General features: G+C 68.8%; 19 protein-coding genes. 10 read left to right on the top strand and 9 right to left on the bottom strand.

Going from position 1 to position 20,484, the window contains the following annotated elements; genetic code table 11:
* Positions 1-83: 83 nt before the first annotated feature.
* Positions 84-1,466 (bottom strand): glycine--tRNA ligase, encoded by a 1,383-nt coding sequence (locus ACFXB5_RS31660; protein WP_385214193.1) that lies wholly within the window; start codon positions 1,464-1,466, stop codon positions 84-86.
* A gap of 150 nt (positions 1,467-1,616) precedes the next feature.
* Between ACFXB5_RS31660 and ACFXB5_RS31655 the strand changes: the two genes are divergently transcribed.
* From ACFXB5_RS31655 to ACFXB5_RS31615, 9 genes are all read left to right on the top strand, one after another.
* A complete protein-coding gene (locus tag ACFXB5_RS31655; RefSeq protein ID WP_385214190.1) occupies positions 1,617-2,612 on the top strand; it encodes a metal ABC transporter substrate-binding protein in 996 nt (331 codons plus the stop codon).
* 11 nt (positions 2,613-2,623) lie between these two features.
* Complete coding sequence (locus ACFXB5_RS31650) at positions 2,624-3,568, top strand: metal ABC transporter ATP-binding protein (protein ID WP_385214188.1); 945 nt, start codon at positions 2,624-2,626, stop codon at positions 3,566-3,568.
* Between the two features lies 1 nt (position 3,569).
* Complete coding sequence (locus tag ACFXB5_RS31645; protein WP_385214185.1) at positions 3,570-4,442, top strand: metal ABC transporter permease; 873 nt, start codon at positions 3,570-3,572, stop codon at positions 4,440-4,442.
* A gap of 179 nt (positions 4,443-4,621) precedes the next feature.
* Positions 4,622-5,047 carry a Fur family transcriptional regulator gene (locus ACFXB5_RS31640; RefSeq protein ID WP_385214183.1) on the top strand — a complete coding sequence of 142 codons (426 nt, stop codon included), beginning with the start codon at positions 4,622-4,624 and terminating at the stop codon, positions 5,045-5,047.
* Between the two features lie 216 nt (positions 5,048-5,263).
* Positions 5,264-5,602 (top strand): hypothetical protein, encoded by a 339-nt coding sequence (locus ACFXB5_RS31635; protein WP_385214180.1) that lies wholly within the window; start codon positions 5,264-5,266, stop codon positions 5,600-5,602.
* Positions 5,602-7,044, top strand: coding sequence for a hypothetical protein (locus ACFXB5_RS31630; protein ID WP_385214178.1), 1,443 nt, complete (start codon positions 5,602-5,604; stop codon positions 7,042-7,044). Before ACFXB5_RS31635 ends, ACFXB5_RS31630 begins: the two co-directional genes overlap by 1 nt.
* 21 nt (positions 7,045-7,065) lie before the next feature.
* Positions 7,066-7,896: a hypothetical protein gene (locus ACFXB5_RS31625; RefSeq protein ID WP_385214174.1), complete on the top strand. Its 831-nt coding sequence runs from the start codon at positions 7,066-7,068 to the stop codon at positions 7,894-7,896.
* A 6-nt stretch (positions 7,897-7,902) separates the two neighbouring features.
* Entirely contained in the window at positions 7,903-9,021 is a 1,119-nt protein-coding gene (locus ACFXB5_RS31620) for a hypothetical protein (protein ID WP_385214171.1), read from the top strand.
* Positions 9,022-9,267: 246 nt separating this feature from the next.
* A complete protein-coding gene (locus tag ACFXB5_RS31615; protein ID WP_385214169.1) occupies positions 9,268-10,434 on the top strand; it encodes a Cmx/CmrA family chloramphenicol efflux MFS transporter in 1,167 nt (388 codons plus the stop codon).
* A gap of 81 nt (positions 10,435-10,515) precedes the next feature.
* On the opposite strand, the gene ACFXB5_RS31610 is transcribed toward ACFXB5_RS31615, so the two are convergent.
* The 8 genes from ACFXB5_RS31610 to ACFXB5_RS31575 all read right to left on the bottom strand — a co-directional run bounded on the left by ACFXB5_RS31610 (position 10,516) and on the right by ACFXB5_RS31575 (position 19,638).
* Positions 10,516-11,004 carry a hypothetical protein gene (locus ACFXB5_RS31610; protein WP_385214166.1) on the bottom strand — a complete coding sequence of 163 codons (489 nt, stop codon included), beginning with the start codon at positions 11,002-11,004 and terminating at the stop codon, positions 10,516-10,518.
* Between the two features lie 16 nt (positions 11,005-11,020).
* Entirely contained in the window at positions 11,021-11,392 is a 372-nt protein-coding gene (locus tag ACFXB5_RS31605) for a DUF6188 family protein (RefSeq protein WP_385214163.1), read from the bottom strand.
* Between the two features lie 31 nt (positions 11,393-11,423).
* The gene (locus ACFXB5_RS31600; RefSeq protein WP_385214161.1) at positions 11,424-11,825 is read right to left on the bottom strand and encodes a hypothetical protein; all 402 of its coding nucleotides are present in this window, start codon (positions 11,823-11,825) and stop codon (positions 11,424-11,426) included.
* Positions 11,826-11,831: 6 nt separating this feature from the next.
* A complete protein-coding gene (locus ACFXB5_RS31595) occupies positions 11,832-16,076 on the bottom strand; it encodes a DUF6531 domain-containing protein (protein WP_385214195.1) in 4,245 nt (1,414 codons plus the stop codon).
* 41 nt (positions 16,077-16,117) lie between these two features.
* A complete protein-coding gene (locus ACFXB5_RS31590) occupies positions 16,118-16,507 on the bottom strand; it encodes a hypothetical protein (RefSeq protein WP_385214159.1) in 390 nt (129 codons plus the stop codon).
* 132 nt (positions 16,508-16,639) lie between these two features.
* The gene (locus ACFXB5_RS31585) at positions 16,640-17,521 is read right to left on the bottom strand and encodes an SDR family NAD(P)-dependent oxidoreductase (RefSeq protein ID WP_385214156.1); all 882 of its coding nucleotides are present in this window, start codon (positions 17,519-17,521) and stop codon (positions 16,640-16,642) included.
* A 129-nt stretch (positions 17,522-17,650) separates the two neighbouring features.
* A complete protein-coding gene (locus ACFXB5_RS31580; protein WP_385214153.1) occupies positions 17,651-18,229 on the bottom strand; it encodes a TetR/AcrR family transcriptional regulator in 579 nt (192 codons plus the stop codon).
* Positions 18,230-18,465: 236 nt separating this feature from the next.
* Positions 18,466-19,638 (bottom strand): epoxide hydrolase family protein, encoded by a 1,173-nt coding sequence (locus ACFXB5_RS31575; protein WP_385214151.1) that lies wholly within the window; start codon positions 19,636-19,638, stop codon positions 18,466-18,468.
* A 103-nt stretch (positions 19,639-19,741) separates the two neighbouring features.
* Here ACFXB5_RS31575 and ACFXB5_RS31570 point away from each other — a divergent pair, with 103 nt between their 5' ends.
* Positions 19,742-20,317, top strand: coding sequence for a CGNR zinc finger domain-containing protein (locus ACFXB5_RS31570; protein ID WP_385214148.1), 576 nt, complete (start codon positions 19,742-19,744; stop codon positions 20,315-20,317).
* The last annotated feature ends 167 nt before the right edge of the window (positions 20,318-20,484 follow it).

Below are 20,484 nucleotides of genomic sequence, written 5' to 3'. Positions count from 1 at the left end.
ACGGATCTGTGTCCGTGGCGCCGGAGCCCGTCGTCAGGTGTGTGTCCGGTACCCGTGGTCCGGGCGCGGTGGCCCGGACCGGGTCAGCAGCCGATCAGACGGCCGCCGAGGTAGGACTGGATCTGGTCGAGGGAGACCCGCTCCTGCTTCATCGTGTCGCGCTCGCGCACGGTGACGGCGTTGTCGTCGAGGGTGTCGAAGTCCACGGTGACGCAGAAGGGCGTGCCGATCTCGTCCTGGCGGCGGTAGCGGCGGCCGATCGCGCCCGCGTCGTCGAACTCGATGTTCCAGTGCTTGCGCAGGTCCGCGGCGAGCCCCTTGGCCTTGGGCGAGAGCTGCGGGTTGCGGGACAGCGGCAGCACGGCGACCTTGACCGGCGCCAGCCGCGGGTCGAGCCGCATCACGGTGCGCTTTTCCATCTTGCCCTTGGCGTTGGGCGCCTCGTCCTCGACGTACGCGTCGAGCATGAAGGCCAGCATCGCGCGGCCCACGCCCGCCGCCGGCTCGATGACGTAGGGGGTCCAGCGCTCGCCGGCCTCCTGGTCGAAGTACGACAGGTCCTGGCCGGACGCCGCGGAGTGCGCCTTCAGGTCGTAGTCGGTGCGGTTGGCCACACCCTCCAGCTCGCCCCACTCCGAGCCGCCGAACTGGAAGCGGTACTCGATGTCAGCGGTGCGCTTGGAGTAGTGGGAGAGCTTCTCCTTGGGGTGGTCGTACCACCGGATGTTCGCCTCCTGGATACCGAGGTCCCGGTACCAGTTCCAGCGCTGCTCCATCCAGTACTCGTGCCACTTCTCGTCCTCGCCCGGCTTGACGAAGAACTCCATCTCCATCTGCTCGAATTCACGCGTACGGAAGATGAAGTTCCCCGGCGTGATCTCGTTGCGGAACGACTTGCCGAGCTGCGCGATACCGAACGGCGGCTTCCGGCGCGAGGTCTGCTGGACGGCGAGGAAGTTGGTGAAGATGCCCTGGGCGGTCTCGGGGCGCAGATACGCGATCGAGCCGGAGTCCTGGGTCGGGCCGAGGTGGGTGGCGAGCAGCCCGGAGAACTGCTTGGGCTCGGTGAAGCTGCCCTTGTTGCCGCAGTGCGGGCAGTTGACGTCGGCCAGGCCGTTCTCGGGGAGCCGGCCGTGCTTGGCCTCGTACGCCTCCTCCAGGTGGTCCGCGCGGAACCGCTTGTGACAGGAGGTGCACTCGGTCAGCGGGTCCGTGAAGGTGGCGACGTGGCCGGACGCCTCCCACACCTCACGGGCCAGGATCACGGACGAGTCGAGTCCGACGACGTCGTCACGCGAGGTGACCGTGGAACGCCACCATTGCCGCTTGATGTTCTCCTTCAGCTCCACGCCGAGCGGTCCGTAGTCCCAGGCGGCGCGCTGGCCGCCGTAGATCTCGCTGCACGGGTAGACGAAGCCACGGCGCTTGCTGAGGCTGACGATGGTGTCGATCTTGTCGGCGGCCACGGTGCTCTCTTCATTGATGACGACATTGACGACGAAGCGAATGCTTCAGGTTACCGGCGGCGGCACCCCCCGGATCAAATCGATAGTCGAAGCGATCAACAAGAGGTCAGTTGTTGACAATCGTTTCCATTTTTGTTGAAAATGAGAGTCATGAACATACGCCGCCTCAGGCCCACAGCCGCCCTCGTGGGAGCCGCCGCACTGGGTCTGACCACCCTCACAGCCTGCTCCACCAACGCTGAAGACGGAAGGACGGACGGCAAGCTGGATGTGGTGGCGTCGTTCTATCCCATGCAGTTCCTCGCCCAGCGGATCGGTGGGACCGCCGTCCATGTCTCCTCCCTGACCAAGCCGGGCGTCGAACCGCACGACCTGGAGATCAGCCCCCGGCAGACCGCCGATCTCAGCAAGGCCGGTCTGGTCGTCTACCTCAAGGGGCTCCAGCCCTCCGTCGACCGGGCCATCTCCCAGGCCGAGCCGAGGCAGGTGGCGGACGCGGCCTCGTACACCTCGCTGGAGGACCACGGCACGGAGGTCGAGGGCGACCACGGGCACGGCGGCGAGGGCGCGGCGGGACACGAGGGCGAGGAGGCGCACGAGGGGCACGACCACTCCGGCGACGCGGCCGCCGACCCCCATATCTGGCTGGATCCGGTGCGCTACACCCAGGTGGCCAAGGGCGTCGGCAAGGCGCTCGAGAAGGCCGACCCCGATCACGCCGCGACGTACAAGAGGAACACCACCGCCCTGGTCAAGGAGCTGAGCACGCTCGATCAGGACTTCCGGAGCGGTTTGAAGGGCCGTTCTTCGGACACCTTCATCACGACCCATGCCGCCTTCGGCTATCTCGCCGAGCGCTACGGCCTGCGGCAGGAGGCGATCTCCGGGCTCGACCCCGAGTCCGAGCCCAGCCCGGCCCGGGTCAAGGGACTGCACACCATCGCCAAGAAGGACAAGGTCAACACCGTCTTCTTCGAAACCCTGGTGAGCGACCGCACCGCCAAGACGCTGGCGGGCGATCTCCATCTGCGGACCGATGTGCTGGACCCGATCGAGGGCATCGGCTCCAAGTCCAGGGGCGATGACTACATCCAGGTCATGCGAGCCAATCTGAAGGCGCTGCGGAAGGCGCTGGGCGCCAAGTGACGGAGGAAGCCATGGAAGCCGAGGAGACCCGGGAATCCGGGGTGGCCGGGGAATCCGGAGTGGCCCGGGAGGAGTCCGGGGTGGCCGGGGAATCCGGAGTGGCCCGGGAGGAGTCCGGGGTGGCCGGGGAATCCGGGCTGGCCCGAGAGGAGTCCGGGGTGGCCGGGGAATCCGCGGTGGCCGGGGACCCGGCCGCGGACCCCATATCCCTGCGCGGCGCGACGGCCACCCTCGGTGGCCGCCCCGTGCTGCGCGGTATCGATCTGACCGTCCGCCGCGGTGAGGTCGTGGCGCTGCTCGGCGCCAACGGCTCGGGCAAGTCCACCGCCGTACGGTCCGTCGTCGGCCAGGTGCCGCTCAGCGGCGGTGAGCTGGCCCTCTTCGGCGTCCCCCGCCGCCGCTTCCGCGACTGGGCCCGGATCGGTTACGTACCGCAGCGGACCACCGCCGCCAGCGGCGTCCCCGCGACCGTGCGCGAGGTCGTCTCGGCGGGGCGGCTGGCCCGCCGCCGGTTCGGGCCGCCGCGCAAGGCCGACCGGGCGGCCGTCCAGCGGGCCCTGGAGCTCGTCGGCATGGCCGACCGCGCCCGGGACCCGGTGAGCGCCCTGTCCGGCGGTCAGCACCAGCGCGTACTGATCGCCCGCGCCCTCGCGGGCGAACCGGAGCTGCTGATCATGGACGAGCCGATGGCCGGGGTCGACCTCGCCAGCCAGGAGATCCTCGCGGGCACCCTCCGCGAGCAGGTCGCCGGCGGCGCCACGGTCCTGCTCGTCCTGCATGAGCTCGGCCCGCTGGAGCCGCTGATCGACCGCGCGGTGGTGCTCCGCGACGGCTGTGTCGTCCACGACGGACCGCCGCCCAAGGCCGTGGGCCAGCACGCGCTGCCCGGCCACGATCACGTCCATCCCCATGCGGCGCCCGACGCCGAACCGATCCGGACAGGGTTGCTGACCTGAGATGCTCGAGATCCTCGACTACGCCTTCATGCAGCGGGCCCTGCTCGCCGCCGTCCTGGTGGGCATCACCGCGCCCGCCGTCGGCATCTACCTCGTCCAGCGCCGCCAGGCGATCATGGGCGACGGGATCGGCCATGTCGCCCTCACCGGCGTCGCCCTCGGCTTCCTGACCGGCACCAACCCGGTGTGGACCGCCGCCGTCGTCTCCGCCCTCGGCGCGATCCTCATGGAGCTGATCCGCTGGTACGGCAAGACCCGCGGCGATCTCGCGCTCGCGATGCTCTTCTACGGCGGGATGGCGGGCGGTGTGCTGCTGATCAACCTCTCGCCGACCGGCTCCAACGCCAACCTCACCACTTATCTCTTCGGCTCGATCACCACGGTCTCCCCCGAGGACGTCGTCGCGATCTCCCTGCTCGCCGCCTTCGTCGTACTGATCACCCTGGGGCTGCGCCGCCAGCTGTTCGCGATCTGCCAGGACGAGGAGTTCGCCCGGGTGACCGGCCTCCCGGTGCGCACGCTCAATCTGCTGCTGGCCGTCACCGCGGCCGTCACGGTCACCGTCGCCATGCGCGTCGTGGGCCTGCTCCTGGTCAGCGCACTGATGGTGGTCCCGGTCGCCGCCGCCCAGCAGGCCACCCGGGGCTTCGCGATGACGCTCGCGCTGGCGATCACCATCGGCGTCGTGGTGACCCTGTCCGGCACCGTCTTCTCGTTCTACAAGAACGTCCCGCCCGGCGCGAGCATCGTCGTCCTCGCCATCGGCGTCTTCGCCCTGATCACGGCCCTGGCCGCGCCCCTGGCGAAAAGACGCGCCCAACGGGTGGCAGCGGCCGAGGAACGATGCGTCCTGAGGGACGATGTACTCGTATAGTCCACCGCTCGAAGTACACGCTCGTGGTCCACTTCCCGGCCAATGCCCGGCTCCGTCGCCCATCCCGTCACTCTCGTCCGCTACCCGAGCGATAACTGGCACAATGGCCGGGCAGAAAGCGCGGTGGGCGCGGAACGGGCCCCGAGAGCGACGGAGCATGCGAGGTTGAGGAGGCAGCTGTGGCGACCGCCGGTCCCCCAGTACGCGGCCGGTCCACCAGGCAGCGCGCCGCGGTGGCGGCGGCACTGGACGAGGTGGACGAGTTCCGCAGTGCGCAGGAGCTCCACGACATGCTCAAGCACCGGGGCGACTCGGTCGGCCTGACCACCGTCTACCGCACCCTCCAGTCCCTCGCCGACGCCGGCGAGGTCGACGTCCTCCGCACCACGGAGGGCGAGGCGGTCTACCGCCGGTGCAACAGCGAGGAGCACCACCACCACCTGGTCTGCCGCGCCTGCGGCAAGGCGGTCGAGGTGGAGGGCCCCGCCGTCGAGAAGTGGGCCGACGCGATCGCCGCCGAGCACGGCTTCATGGACGTGGCCCACACGATCGAGATCTTCGGCACCTGCGGCGACTGCGCCGCGGCAAAGGCGTCCCAGGGCTGACCCCACTCCACGAGGCCAGGCCCACTGCACAGGGTCAGGCCCACTCCACAGAGTCAGCCCTCGCTCCACAGGGTCACCCCCTGCGGTCCACTTCCCCCGAAGCCGTCACAGCCTTGTACTGAAACCACGCCCGTACGCGCGGCACCCTGCCCTTTGGCGGGGCGCCGAGTACGGTGCCAAGTGCATGAACATTACGGCTACTTGGGGGGAAGCCTGATGTCCTTGTTTCCCGATCTACCGGGGCTGCCGAGCCTCTTCGTCGATCCGCCGTCCCCGAAGAAGACCGCGGGCGCCTTCCACACCGCCAGCGCGACGGGGCAGAACAAGATCAAACTGGACGACCCCGAGGCCGCCGGGAAGGCCCATTCGGGCTGGGCGGCCGCGACGCCCAACCAGGAGTGCGTCATGGCATGGCGCAACCGCCTGCACGAACTCGGCAAGTCGGCGAGGGAAGCGGCCGCCGCCATCACGGATGCCATGGACGACTACATGGACACCGACCTCTCCATCGAGGCGGAACTCCGCAAGGACGCCCGCTGGCTGGAGGGTGCCTGATGGTCTCCGTACCCGATCTCCGCTCCGCGAGCCCGCAAGCCTGGCGCGACGCCGCCAACGATGCCCTCAGCGCCGCCAAGCACTGCGAGGAGATCGGCACCTTCGCCCGCGACGACGTGGCCCGCACGATCGAGAAGCAGTGGGTGTCCGACGCGGGGCTCGCCGCCCGCCGCACCTTCGTCAAGCACGCCGAGGACTACGAGGCGGCGCATCTGGCGCTGCGCGAGCTGTGCCGCGTCTACGACGACCTGGCCGACGAGATCGAGGCCGCCCAGCGCGATCTGAACAGCGCACTCGGCTACGCCAAGGACCATGAGCTGACCGTCGACGACAGCGGTCGCGTCTCCCACTCCAAGCCGGTGGCCTCCGGAAAAGGTGACGACAGCCAGTCGGAGCCGGTCCAGCACGCCCAGGGCATCATCGAGGGCGCCCTGTCCCGCGCGACCAAGGCCGACACCACGGCGTCGGCGGCGCTGCGGACCATCAGGGGCCTCACCGAGATCTCCGACCCGAAGCTGGTCAAGGAGGCGCTGAAGAAGAACAGCCCGCTGGCCATCGCACTGCGCCTGACGGGAGCGCCCGACGGCCCGCATCCGATCAACGTCTCCCCCGCGCAGCTCGCCGCCGTGGAACGGGCCGCGAAGGAGACCGGAATGAGCAAGACGCTGCTGCTGTCGATCCTCTGGCAGGAGCAGCAGTGGTACCAGAACTACGACAAGGACGGCCGTGGTCTCCTGCCGAGCATCGGCAGGATGTTCAACTGGACGCTCCAGCAGACGATCAAGCCGGACAAGTCGCTCGGTATCACGCATATGAAGCTGGGGACGGCCCGTAATGTGATCGGGCAACACCGACAGGCGTTCACCACGCCGGACGGCACCTATCTGGGAGACCTCAGCGATGCCCAACTCACGAAATACATCGAGGAGAACCCCAACGAGGACATCCGCCTGAGCGCGTACTACCTCCAGGAGTTGCGGAAGAATCCGTACGGCTCGGACACGGACAAGCAGCTGTTCGTGCTCTACGCCGCCGACACTCCCGACGTCCGCGAGAAGAACGAGCAGTACGGGGACGACTCGGACCACCGAGGGGGCGACATCAAGACCCGCGGCGAGAACTGGGACAAGCTCCAGCCGCGTCTCGAGGACGCCAAGGCGTGGGAGGCCCTGAGTGACGAGGAGCGCCAGAAGGCCCTCGCGCAGTTGGAGGGCGCCACCCCCAAGGGGCACTCGTTCACCATCGACCCGGTCTACGGCGGCGACACACCCGGCACCGGGACCGGCGAGCCGGAACCCGGTACTCCGTCGCCGGAGCCCGGGAAGTCCCCCACCCCGCCGTCCTCGGGTGGCAGCGACGACGATGGAGGCGGCGGGGGCGGCGACAAGAAGCCGACCGAGCCCAGCCCCGGCCTCACACCGCGTCCCTCGGCGACGGGCTAGGACCCCTGAAGAAGTGAGTTCATGAAGCGAGTGATCAGCGTGTTCGCGGCGGGGGTGGCCATGGCCGTCCTCGCCGCGTGCGGCAACACCACGCAGGGCGGCACCGGCTCGTCGCCCAGCCCGAGCGCCACGATGCCGGGCAATGTGCCCACGAAGCCCGAGTACACGGACGCCGACGCGGTCGTGGAAGCCCTCGAAGCAGGGGACATCCCATGCGAGATCACCCGCCGCTCGCAGGGCGGCAGTGCCGGAGGAAGCGGCCTCGGATGCGCCTCCGTCATCGACGGCGTCAAGTTCGAGAACGACATCCAGGTACTGAACCCGAAGAAGTTCAGCCGCGACGAGATCGGCGAGTCCATCGCCTCCCACCGAGAGCCGCCGACCAGCCACACGTTGGTCGCCGCGGGTCACTGGTTCGTATGGGTCACCGAGCCCCGCTTCGCGAACCGCGTCGCGGCCGCTCTCGGCGGCGTCGTACTGCCGCCCAAGAAGGCCAAGATCCCCGACTATCCGCTCCCGGACATCCCCCGCACCCCCCGCTACCGGACCGTCGGCGCCCTCGCCGACGACCTCGCGGCGGAGGTGGGCTGCGACGACCGGAAGCAGCGCTCGGACACCGTCCTGACCTGCACCACCGGCAAGGACACCGGCTCACCCAACTGCGCCACCCTCGCCCTGCACGCCTCGGACGCCGACCGTAACGCGGTGCTGCGCGAGGCCATCGCCTACAAGGGCGTGCCCGCGACCCTGGTCACGGCCGGCAACTGGACCGTCAACCTCTGCGACTACGACCTCGGGTCACGCGTCGCCGACACCCTGCACGGCACGGTCGTGTCCTACGACGGAGGCTGACCGCCGATGCCCTCGGAAAACCCCGACCGCGCCCCCGTCCGCGTGCTGCGCCGAGCGGCGTCCGTGCTCGGGCGGGGGCGCGTGGCGTTTGTGCGGGGCTGGGCGCATCCGCGGCTGAAGTGGCCCAAGCGGGTGGCGGCGGGTGCCGCCGTGCTGCTGGTGGTGCCCATGCTCACCGCCGGGGTGTCGCTGCGGCTGCAGTACGCGGGGGATCCCGCGCCCGGGACGCGGACCCGTGAGCGGGACGCGGTATGGCTGGGGCATGCCTGGGTGGACGGGCGCAATGGTGAGACCCAGCTGGCCGAGCTGGTCCAGCGGATGCGCGGCACCGGCATCCGGGATCTGTACGTCCACGCGGGCCCGCTGGAACATGACGGCAGCCTGCCCGCGGCGCGCTATCCGAAGGCCCGGTGGCTGGTGGACGCGGTGCGCCGGGAGCTGCCCGGGGTACGCGTTCAGGCGTGGCTCGGCGACGTTCTGTCGACCGAGGGCAAGACGGGATTGGACCTCGGCGAACGGGCGACGCGCGAACGCGTCGTGCGCTCGGCGCGCCAGGTGCTGGACGCGGGGTTCGCGGGCGTCCACTTCGATCTGGAGCCCCTGCACTCCGGCGACCGGGACTACCTGTCGCTGCTGGACGCTGTGCACGCGGTCACCCGCGCCCACCGCGCCCCGCTGTCGGTGGCCGCCCACCAGATCGACCCGCTCCCCTCCCTCCACTCCGTCGCGGGCTTCGTCGCCGGTCACCCCAAATGGTGGTCGCAGTCGTACTTCGGCGCGGTCGCCCGCCGGGTCGACCAGATCGCGGTGATGTCCTACGACACGGCGATGCCCATGGAGAGCCTGTACGGAGGCTATGTGGCGCAGCAGACGCGGCTGGCCCTCGAGGCGACCCCAAGCGGCACCGACCTGCTGATGGGCCTCCCGGCCTTCCACACCGACGACATCGGCCACCATGAATCGGCCGAGACGGTGGCGGCGGCCGTCCGGGGCACCCGCCTCGGGCTGAGCCGCGAGGACGCCCGCCGCGAGCGGTTCGGCGTCGCGCTGTATGTGGACTTCGCGGCGACACCGGGCGACTGGGCCGCGTACCGGAGGGGCTGGGGCGCGCCGAAATCGGATTGATCCCGGTGGGGGTTGTGGGTACGGTGCCCGACGTGATGAGCCCTGAATCAGACAGAACGGAGCCGCCGGTCGCTCGGCGGCGAGCAGTTGGCTGAACCACTGACCTGACTTCTGGGTCGATCTCGCTTCCAGCGACCGGACACGACTCCGTGTGTCTGGTTCCGCTTCGGGCTCGTGACGTAGTCCGACCTCCAGCACGCGGCCGCTCTTGCCCGCATTCGCTCATTCATCGCTGGAGTCGACCTCTTGCCTGTCTTCCTTTATGTCCTCGCGCTTGCCGTCTTCGCGCAAGGGACATCCGAGTTCATGCTGTCCGGTCTCGTACCGGGGATCGCCCGCGACCTCTCCGTATCGATGGGAGCCGCGGCGAGTCTGACGTCCGCGTATGCGATCGGGATGATCGTCGGCGCCCCGGTGATGGCCGCGTTGAGCGCGCGCTGGCCGCGGCGCGGGGCGCTGGCGGGGTTTCTGGCGGCGTTCGTCGTGGTGCATGTGATCGGCGCGATGACGACGGACTTCGCCGTACTCTTCGGAACCCGCGTCATCGCCGCGATCGTCAATGCCGGTTTCCTGGCGGTCGCGATGTCCGTGGCGACGGCCCTCGTCCCTGCGGAGCAGCGCGGCAGGGCCACCGCGGTCCTGCTGTCCGGGGTCACCCTGTCGTGCGTCGCGGGCGTCCCCGCGGGGGCGCTGCTCGGGGACTGGTCCGGCTGGCGTTCCGCCTTCTGGGCCGTGGCCGCCCTGTGCCTGCCCGCGCTGGCACTGGTCTTCCGCCAGGCGCCCGCCGACGCGGCGGGCCGGGCGGAGGTCTCGATCAGGCGGGAGGCGCGTGCGTTGCGGTCGCGGCCGGTGCGGTTGGCGATGGCCCTCGCGGCGGTGGTGAACGGGGCGACCTTCGCGACCTTCGCCTACCTGGCCGTCATCGCCACGGACATCGCCCACCTCCCCGACCCGGCCGTCCCCGCCCTCCTCGCCACGTTCGGGGTGGGCGCGTTCGTGGGGGTCACCACGGCCGGCCGTAAGGCCGACGGCGGGCTCGGGAAGGGTCTGCTCCTGGCGCTGTGCGTCCTGCCGGTTGGCTGGGCGGTGCTGGCCGCGACCAGTGCGTACACGGCCCTGCTCTTCGTCGTGACGATCGTCCAGGGCACCCTGTCGTTCGGCATCGGCTCAACACTCGTCGCCCGCGTCATGCACGTCGCGCCCCAGGCCCCTTCGCTGGGCGGCTCGTTCGCCACGGTCGCGCTGAACGCGGGCGCCTTCCTGGGCCCGTTGATCGCGGGCGTCACGACCGGGGCCACGGGCGACTACCGGGACGCGGCGTGGGTCAGCGCCGCCCTGTCCGCGACGGCGGTCGCCACCGTCGCGGCTTGCAGGGCAGGGGTGGCTCGCGCGGGCGTGCAGGAAGCCGGATAACCCACCGGCCGGTGGTCGAGTGCGACATCAGCACGCCCAGCAAGGCTTTGGTGGGCTGATGTCGCACTCCCTCCGAAGCCATCAGCCCAGGCTCAGGCTCCAGACGTCCCCATGCCCCGGGCAGCCGTCACGCCCCTCCTCGCTATCCACCACCAGCACGGAGACCTTGGTCTGCACTGCTCGGTATTCGAGATAACCGCCTTGAGAGCGAAGATCGAGTTCAGGCGCGTCAGAGGTTCGTGACAACTCCTCCCTCAGCTCGCTCCAGGAACAGTACTCCGGGAACTCCACGCCCATATCCCGACGCCACTCCGCCGCCATGCCCTCCTCATCGGCAGCCAGCCGGTGCAGCTCGATCATCCCGCTGGTCATGACCCACTCCCCCGGGCCGCCGGAGAAGTAGATCTCCACGAATCCGTAGTCCCTGCGGAGCGTTCCATACTCTTCGTCGACCACGTCAATGAAGTCGGCCTTCACCATCTGATCGACCTCTTGGACGGATGATCCGACGCCCACCCCATGAAGTCGCCCGGTCGCAATCACGCTCGCCAGAAGCGCGACACCGCTCACGCACCCTCCCCAAGGGCTACTGTTCACTCCATCGCGCGATCTCGCCGCCCGGCATGCATACCACTCGACTCCCGTTCGGCCCCACAAGCCCCCAAGCCTCGTAATCGGAATCCGGAGCCACAACCAATTCCGCACCACTCTCGAACGAGATAAGCAGATCCCCAGCGCTTCCCACCTCAGCCGAGGAAACCGCATCGTGCACGAGACTCACCAATTGGGCAGCAGTAGCACCTGGGGATTCCGGATCAAACAGCACAAGATCCCCTCCGGGCACCTGGATGCTAGCACTTGTCTCCACACGCACCTCGTAATCCTCGCTGGTGAGGAGCGTGAAAGCCGCGTCGAAGCAGACACGGGTGACTGATTGGCCTCGGAGGTTCAGGTCCATGCCCACCATCCTGTCGGCCCCGCCGTTGACTTCAGTCCTTGTCCGCAGAGGTGAACGTCACCGTGAGCGATTCACCGGACGCGGCAACAATGCGGGATCCTCCCTCAAATTGGAGCTCGACTTGGACCAGATCCCCATACCCATTGACCTGTTTATCCACAGCATGAATTTTACCGAGGACTTCTGAGGAAAGGGCAGGAATATCACGATAGGCCCATTCATCGGGTGGATAACACCATTTGGGGAGCTTTGGCCAATCACCTTTTTCGATACGCAGAGTCCAGTCTGTCCCCGAGGTCAGGTCCAGCGAACCGGATTCCTTGAAAATCAGCTCAATAGCCTCCGGGGACACCACCGGATCGCTCTCTTCAGGGAGGTAATAGATACCCTTGACCGCCACGACCGTGTAATCAGTAAGGGAGTCAAGTCGCATAGGCCATCACCCTCCTTCCCCGTGAATCACATCCGCGTTCGCGAACCATCCGTTCGGCTTATCTTGCGGGAACATTGTAACGAATTCCCCATCGGCTTTAGTGACCAGAAGATCCTTCCCCTTCCGATAGAAGAGGTAGTCCTCGCCTCCCCCGCTCTGAGGGTTCCATGGACCTTGCCGGACCTCGTCCGGGGCAGTATGGATGGCGCTCATTCGGTCGCGGAACCATGTCCTGGAGCTTCCGTCAGCGGGATCTAGGCTGTAGTCCTGTGCATGCTTACCCCACTTCTTACCGAACTGCTTCTCGTTCACACTGAGGTCAGGACGCTTTGTGCACGACAGCCCTCGAGGGTCGAGCCACGCCATCGGATTGACTACATATACGTGGTGGTTGGGGGCGGGATCGAGGCCCAGCGGGTCGGGGGTGACGTAGCGCGCCGTTTCGGGGTCGTAGTGGCGGAAGTAGTTGTAGTACAGGCCCGTTTCGGGGTCGGCGTATTGGCCGGGGAAGCGGAGGGGGCAGTCGACCGTTGAGGTGCTCGCCCCGGAGGGGAAGTGGGTGCCCCAGAGGGTGGTGCGGTGTTGCCAGGCCAGGTCACCGGCTGCGGTGACCAGCTCCGTTGGGGTGCCGACCAGGTCCGTGATGATGGCGTGGAAGCGCGGTGTGGTGTCGTCATCGGCGCCGGTGAATTTCTCTATGAGGGATTCGCCGGGCTCGCGCACCAGTGACGTGTGGTCGGTTTGGGTCAGGGGGCGGTGGGTGTCTGGGGCGTAGTCCCAGGTGGTGTGGTTGCCCTCTGGTGTGGATTGCTCCGCAAGGCGGGTGTCTTCCCAGGTGAAGTCGATCGATTCGGCGATCGTGCCGTCATCCGCCAGGCGCTGTTTCGATATGCGGCGGCCGAGGGGGTCGTACGCGTAGCGCCAGTGGTCGCCGTCGGGGGTTGTCGCGTCCGTCAGGCGGTCTTCGGGGTTCCAGGTGTAGGTCCAGGTGCGGGTCTGGCCGTTGAGGAGTTTGCGGGTGCGGCGGGTGAGGCGGCCCTGGGCGTCGTGTTCGTAGGTGGTGCGGCCCGCGCGGTGGATGATCGTGCCGGTGAACTCGCGGTCGCCGGGTGATGCGTGGTCGGGGGCCGTGGCGTGCGTCAGGTTGCCCGCCGCGTCGTAGGCGTAGGTCTCGGTCCAGCCGTGGGCGTGGACCGCCGTCACGCGGCCGACCGGGTCCAGGTCGAAGCGGCGGGTGCCGGACGTCAGCTCGCGGATCTCGGTCAGGTAGCCGTCCGGGCGGTAGGCGTAGGAGCGGTGTTGGAGGATCCGGTTCGCGTCGCTGTCGCGGCCCTCGCCGATCGTTTGTGTCGTGAGGCGGTCTGCCGTGTCCCAGGTCTGGGTCAGTCTCACCGCCTCGCCCACGCGGCGTTCCGTCTCGCGGCCCGCCGCGTCGTACGTGAACGTCAGAGTGCCGGCCGTGCCCGTACGCAGTGCGGCCGGGCGGCCTGCCTCGTCGTAGGTCCAAGCGCTCGTCAGGCCCGAGGGCATCGTTCGCTCGGTGCGGCGGCCCACGGCGTCATACGCGTACGTCGTCGTCCGGCCGTTGACCGTTTCTGACAGGACGCGGCCGACCGCGTCCCGTTCGAGAGACACCACCGAGTCCGCGTTGCTCGCTTGGGTCAGGGCACCCTGCGCGTCGTAGGCGTAGGTCGTCCGTGCGCCCGTCTCGTCGCGTTGTTCCGTCGTTCGGCCCAGCGCGTCCCGGGTGAAGTGCACGGTTTCGCCCGCGCCGTTGGTGCGGGACAGCAGGTCGCCCGCCGGGTCGTGGGTGTAGCCGATGGTGCGGCCGTTGAAGTCGGTCTCGGAAGTGAGCCGGCCCGCCGGGTCGTAGGTGTAGGTCCAGGTCAGGCCCTGAGGGTTGGTGACCTCGGTCAGGCGCAGTTCGGTGTCGTAGGCGAAGGCGTACGCCGCGCCGTCCGGCTCCGTGCGGGTCGCGGGGACGTCGAAGTGGGTGGACGTCTGGTGGGTGGTGTGGCCCGCCGGGTCCGTGTGGGTGAGGAGGTTGCCCTCGCCGTCCCAGGTCCAGCTCTCCCGGGCGCCGTCCGGCTCCTCCCGCCATGCCGGTTTGCCCTCGGTCGTCCAGCCCATGCGGGTCGTATGGCCCAGCGGATCCGTCGCCTCCACCACCCGGCCGAAGGGGTCCCGGCGGAGGCTCGTGGTGTGGCCCAGCGGGTCCGTTACGGCGATGGGGAGCCCGGCCCGGTCCGGGGTCAGGCGCGTGGTGTTGCCCAGCGCGTCCGTCACCTCGGCCAGGTGGCCCCGCTCGGTGTAGCCGTAGGCCGTGGTGGCCCCTACGGGGTCAGTCGTCGAGAGGAGGTTCCCCGTGTCGTCGTACGTGTGGCGCCACGTTCCGCCGCCCGGCTCGGTGACCTCCACCGGCAGGTACAACGCGTTGTACGTGGCCTCCGCCCGCGCCCCGTCCGGCAGGGTGACGCCGGTCAGGTTGCCGTCCTCGTCGTACACGTAGCGGGTGGTACGGCCCAGGGGATCCGTCACCGCGACCTTACGGTCGCCGCGCGCGTCCCACTCCGTCAGCGTGGTGTGGCCCAGCGGATCGGTCTCCTCGATCAGCTGGCCGTCGGCGTTGTAGCGATACGTCGTGCGGTGGCCGAGCGAGTCCGTGTAGACGGTCGTGCGCGCCTCGTCGTCGTACTCCAGGCCGCCGTTGAAGACGCCGTCGCTGCCCTCGGTGCGCACCACCTTCCCGTCCGGCCGGTACACATACCGGAACGAGGTGCCGTTTCGGTCGGTCCAGGACGTCACCCGCCCCTCGCCGTCGTAGGTGAACCGCAGGGGCGTACCACTGGAGTTGATGACCTCGGTGAGGTTGCCCGCTTCGTCGTAGCCGTAGCGCATCACCACCGTGCCGCCCTCGCGGCTCCGCTCGGGGGTGTAGACCGACGGCGGTTCGTCCAGGAGCCGGAGCGCGGTGACCCGCTGGCCCTCGGTGTCCACAGCCAGGTAGTAGCCCCCGGAGTGGCGGACGGCCAGCGGGGCGCCGCTCAGGGCGCGTTCGATGTCGATGCGCGCGCCGTTGCGGTCCTGGAGGCTTTCCAGGGCCAGGTAGACCGCGCCCGGCTCTTCCGTGGCGGTGGGACGGACGAACGTCCGCACCACACCCGCCTCCGGATCGGTGACGGTCATGACGCCGTCCGGTTTGCCGTCCCACTCCAGCGGCCACCGCGCGCCCTTCGCGGGCAGCGTCGGCACGCCCGGCTCCGGCACCGGATACACCAGCCGCATCCCGTCCGCGGCGGCGAAGACCACGCCCTCCGCGTCCAGTTGGATCCGCTCGTCCAGCAGACTGGTCCAGGTCGGGCCGAACCACACCCCGCCCCGGTACGAGGACACATGGGTGCGCTCGAAGACCAGCGGCAGCGAACCGGGCAGCGTCAGATCGGTGTGCTCCATCAGCATCGCGCCGGTCGCGATGTCGATCGGCTCGCCCGTACACGGGCACTTCTTGGTCGGGCGGGCGGCCGGGCCCTCCTCGACGAGGTTCGGGCGCAGCGAGGGCACCTTCGGGGGCTTGAGCAGGTCCGGGACGCCGGTGAGCTTCGGCATCACACCGGGCTTGAGCACCCCGAGCCCCGCGCCGAAGATCCCGCCGTCGATCATGCCGTCCTTGGCGGCCTGGTTGACCTCGTCCAGGCTGAAGCCCTTCTGCTGCCCCAGGGCGATCTTCACCGGCTGGGCCACGGCCGCGTCGATCGTCACGGACAGCACGCTGGTGAAGACCGCGCCCGTCAGCATCTCCGCGGCGATGACAGCGACCGCTTCCTCCACGGCGACGCCCAGACCAGCGGCCATGGCGATGATCTCCGCCGCTACCCCGTCGGAGGCACCCCCGGTGACGATGGTCAGCAGCCCACCGCCGACGAGTGCGACGGCATCGATGCTGATCTGCGTCCACAGCTTCTCGATCGCGTCATCGACGGTGTCGGCGAACTTGTCCAGCGCCTTGGCCATGTTCCGGGCCGACTTGGCGAGATTGCTCAGCCAGCCCTCGTCCTCGCCCTTGGCGTAACGCCCCCAGAAGATCTCGAAGGCGTCGATCGCCTCGCCCTTGTTGTGGTGGACGAGCGTCGTGGCCGCCTTGTTGGTCGCGACCCGGACATCGTCCACGCTGTCGGCGAACGTCCGCCAGGCGTCGGCGGCGTGGCGCAGCGTGCCGGAATTGGCGTCCGGCCACCACATGCCCAGCTTCATGAGGAGGGCCTTGGCCTTCTCCTCGATCTCGCTCCCGATGCTCACCGATGGCCGTCCGCGCCCGGACCGTGGCCGGAGCCGTGCTTGGCCTTGGTGAACATGCCCTCGATGAGCTTGTCGTTGTCGACATGCCCGTCGGCCATGTCGTTCATCGCCTCGTAGATGCTGGTCAGGCCGAGGACGAGAATGCCGGCCGCCGACTCGATGTGCTTCTGGGCCGGCTTGTACTGCTTGCCGAAGTCCTTACCGGGCTTGTCGTCCCCCCATGGCTCGCCATAGCCGTCCAGCGTCGAGATCAGCGTGGTCAGCGCCTCACTCAGCTTCACCGCCTGGTGGTGGAACGTCGGCGCGACGGACTTGATGTCCGCCACCTTGATGTCCAGGACCTTGCCACCGCCGTGCCCGCTGCCATGCCCGCCGCCGCTGCCCATGCGACGCCTCCCCCGCTGAACTGAGCGTTTGTCATACAAAGCTCCCAGGCTAGGGCGGCGACTCTCACGGACCGTTCAATGTGGCCTCTACAGCGAGTAAAGAGTGCCGACCCGGAACGGTTCAGGGCACGATCAGCGATCGTCGCCAACGGGTGCCAGCTGCCGGCTGAGCTTGAGCACCTCGCTGACCGTCCGGGGGTCGGTGCTTCCGCGGTAGGCGGGGACGGGGGTGGCCTGGGGCCCGATGAGCAGGCCGGTCCGGCCATCGAGTGAGGCGTCGGTCGCGGCGACGATGGGCGACCGGGCGGCCAGGGCCGCGGGTCCGGCGGTGGCGCGTTCGAAGGCCCGCCGGACCAGCGGCCACAGCAGACGCAGCGCCGGGGAGACGATCTTCGGTGAGCGCATGGTGCCATTGGTCATGTCGGTCGCGGCGCCGCCGGGGTCGGCCGCGAAGACCGTGACACCGCTGCCGCGCAGGCGTTCCGCCAGGTCCAGGGTGTAGGCGAGGTTGGCGAGCTTGGCCCGGCCGTACCAGTGGAAGCCGTAGTAGCCGCCCGGCGGTTCGACGGCGTCGAAGGTGCGCTTGGCGACGCGTATCGCACCGGAGCTGACGTTCACGATCCGGCTCGGCCCGCCCGCTTTGAGCTGATCGAGGAGCAGTTCGGTCAGCAGATACGGCGAGAGGTGGTTGACGGCGAACGTCGCCTCGATCCCGTCGACGGTCCGCTGCCGGTCGGCGAACATCGCGCCCACGTTGTTGACCAGGACCTTCAGCGGGCCCTCGGCCACGAGTCGGGCGGCGAGCGCGCGGACGTCGGTGAGGGACGCGAGGTCGGCCGCCGTGAAGTGCGGCTCGCCGCCGGTAGCGGCCGCGGCGATCCGCTCGACCGCGCGGGCGCCGCGCTCCGCGTCCCGGCCCACCACGGTGACGGCGAACCCGCGCGCCGCCAGCCCCATCGCGGTCTCCAGACCGATCCCCCCGGTCCCCGCCGTCACTACCGCCCGCTGCTCCATGGCTCTGCCCTCCGCCGACCCGCCACCCGTAATCGGATAGCTATCCGTTTCAATGGAGGCACGCTAGCACGACCGGATATCTATCCGGTTGGTGGTGGAGTGCCGCTGGAACGGCCTGAACCGCCGCTGTCAGCGCGGGGGACGCAGGCCCTCGATGAGGACACCCAGGTAGACCTCGGCGCGCTTCGGGTCGCTGTCGCCGGAACGCAGGGCGTGCTCGATACCGCAGAGCAGACGGCGCACATCGTCGGCCTCGACATCACGCCGGATGGCCCCGTCCCGGCGAGCACGGTCGAGCAACCGCCCGACGGCCCCGTCGAGCTCGGCCTTCAGCTCCGCGGTCTGCGCGTCGGCATCGCTGGCCGATTCGAGAACGGCGGCGAAGCCGCTGTCGTCTGACGCCTCAAGGAGGGCAAACCGCAGCAGGCGGTGCAGCCCCGCGAGGGCGTCCTCGTCCGCGGCCGCGGCCTGGGCCTCGTCGACCAGCCCCTGAAAGCGCTCGGTCGACAGCGCCTCCCACAGCGCGTGGCGATTGGGGAAATGCCGATAGACGGTCCCCACTCCCACCCCGGCGAGCCGGGCGATGGCATTCAGCTGAAGCGAGTCATCACCGGCGGCCAGCCGCTCACGGGCGACCCGCAACACCCGAGCACGATTCCGCGCCGCATCCGCCCGCAGCGCCTGTCCCTGCTCGCTTTTCGGTGTCACGCGTGCTCGCCCTTCGGTGTCACGCGCCCCAGCATAAGCCGCCGCCGATCACCGGCGCTCCGGACTCCATCACCAGGCGGTGATCGAGTACCGGGTCACCTCAGCAGGTCGGAGGAAGTTCGCTACGGTTCGGGCAGCGCCCCCAAGGGGCGCGGGGAACTGCGCGACCAGCCACGACGGCGCCGCAGTCGGCCGACGACCCATCGCGGCACTTCCCGCGGAGCGCTTAGCCGCGTTCACCGATGGGCGGCCAGCACTGCCGCGAGGCCCTCTTGCAGATCTTTGACGAAATACTCGGGAACCTCCAGCGACGGGAAATGTCCCCCGTTTTCGGGCTCCCCCCATCGGACGATCTGCCGGTACCGCTCCCGTGCCCAGGGGCGCGGACACTTCTCGACGTCGCGGGGATACGCAGTGATTGCCGACGGGACATCGACCCGAAGTTCCGGGTCCAGCGAATTATGGCTTTCGTAGTAGATGCGGGCCGCCGATGCACCGGTCCGCGTCAGCCAATACAGGGTGACGTCGTCAAGAATTCTGTCTCTGGAAATCGTCTCGAACGGGCTGTCCTCGGTGTCTGACCATTCGGCGAACTTGTCGAGGATCCAGGCGAGAAGCCCGACCGGTGAGTCGACGAGCGAGTAGCCGATGGTCTGCGGTCGGGTCGCCTGCTGCTTCGCGTACGCCGCGCGATGGCGCCAGAAATCGCGGGTTTCCTCGGCCCACTTCCGTTCGACTGCCGTCAGCCCGTCCGTTGTCAACCCGGGCGGTCCCTCCGCGAACGTTGTGTGGATGCCGAGAACGTGTGCCGGGAACCTGCCGCCGAGAACCGTGGTGATATTGCCGCCCCAGTCGCCGCCGTGGGCTACGAACTCGCCGTAGCCGAGCCTTCCCATCAGTTCCACCCATGCGGCTGCGATCCTTTCGGTTCCCCACCCGGTGGTGGCCGGCTTGTCGCTGTAGCCAAAGCCCGGTAGCGACGGGACCACGACGTGGAACGCCGGCGCGTCCGCGTTTTTCGGATCTGCCAGTTCGTCCACTACATCGATGAACCGAGCAATGCTGTCCGGCCAGCCGTGCGTCAAGATCAGAGGAGTGGCGTCCGCACGCGCGGATCGGCGGTGCAGGAAGTGGATTCCCAGATCATCAATGGTCGTGCGGAACTGGCCGATCCGGTTAAGGCGCTCTTCGAACGACCGCCAGTCGTACCCGGTGCGCCAGTAGTTCACGACATCGACGAGGTCGGCGAGCGGAACGCCCTGTTCCCATCGGCGAGGGTCGGGCTCGGCGCGATGGACCGTCTCGGCCTCCGGCAGCCGCGCCGCGGCCAGTCGCGCGCGCAGATCGTCGAGGTCGGCGTCAGTCGTGTGGGCTTCAAATGCTCGCACGTCGCTGGCTGGACGGGGCATGAGACCTCCTGGCCATCGCGGCACCGGCTACGGCCTATCGCGAACCGGCTAAGGCGGTTCTAGCATGCCTTCGCGCCAGCGTGCAACCAGCTAAGGTGGTTCCATGCGCGCCGGCTTTCCTGACTTCCGCCTCGGTACCGTGCTGGCGACCAGCTTCACGGGGACTCTGTCGGAGCGTCACGGCAACGCCGTGGAGCGCATTCCCACGCCGCGGCGACTCGTCGACTGGCTGGCGGTGAACGGCCTCGCCGTGGACTCCTGCACCACTGCCCAGCTCGACCTCGCCCGGGAACTGAGGGAGTCGATTCACGCCGCCGCGACAGCGGCCGCGCTCCAGGACGCTCTGCCCGCGTCCGCTGTCCAAGTCATCAATGACCGCAGCGCTCAGGGTCGGGCCGCGGCGATCCTGACGCCCGAGGGCAAGCGGCGATGGCGGCTCAGCTCGGCTTCCTGCGTGGAAGACGCGCTCGGCGTGATCGCCGCCGACGCGATCAGCATCATCGCGGGCGAACGAGACGGAAAATTGGCCTTGTGTGCGTCACCGACCTGCCAAGCCGCCTTCTTCGACACCAGCCAAAGCCGCAGCCGCAGATGGTGCGACATGAACACGTGCGGGAATCGCCAGAAGAAGGCGCGCTTCAACGCCAACCAGCGCAAAAAGCCCAGATCGGCGGAGTGATCGTTACCTCCCGCCGGCCAGGCGCCCCCCTTGCCGTTATCGGCGGTTCTCGCCACCCGATCATCGCCTGACTCCGGCCCCGAGGGCCGTTGACGAAACGGAACGTCGATCCGTATATTAATCGGAACGACGATCCGCTTTCGGCGGAGCCACCACCATGCCGCGAG

The organism is Streptomyces sp. NPDC059455, assembly GCF_042750115.1.
Classification (GTDB): domain Bacteria; phylum Actinomycetota; class Actinomycetes; order Streptomycetales; family Streptomycetaceae; genus Streptomyces; species Streptomyces endocoffeicus.
This window is presented reverse-complemented; position numbering and strand designations above follow the sequence as displayed.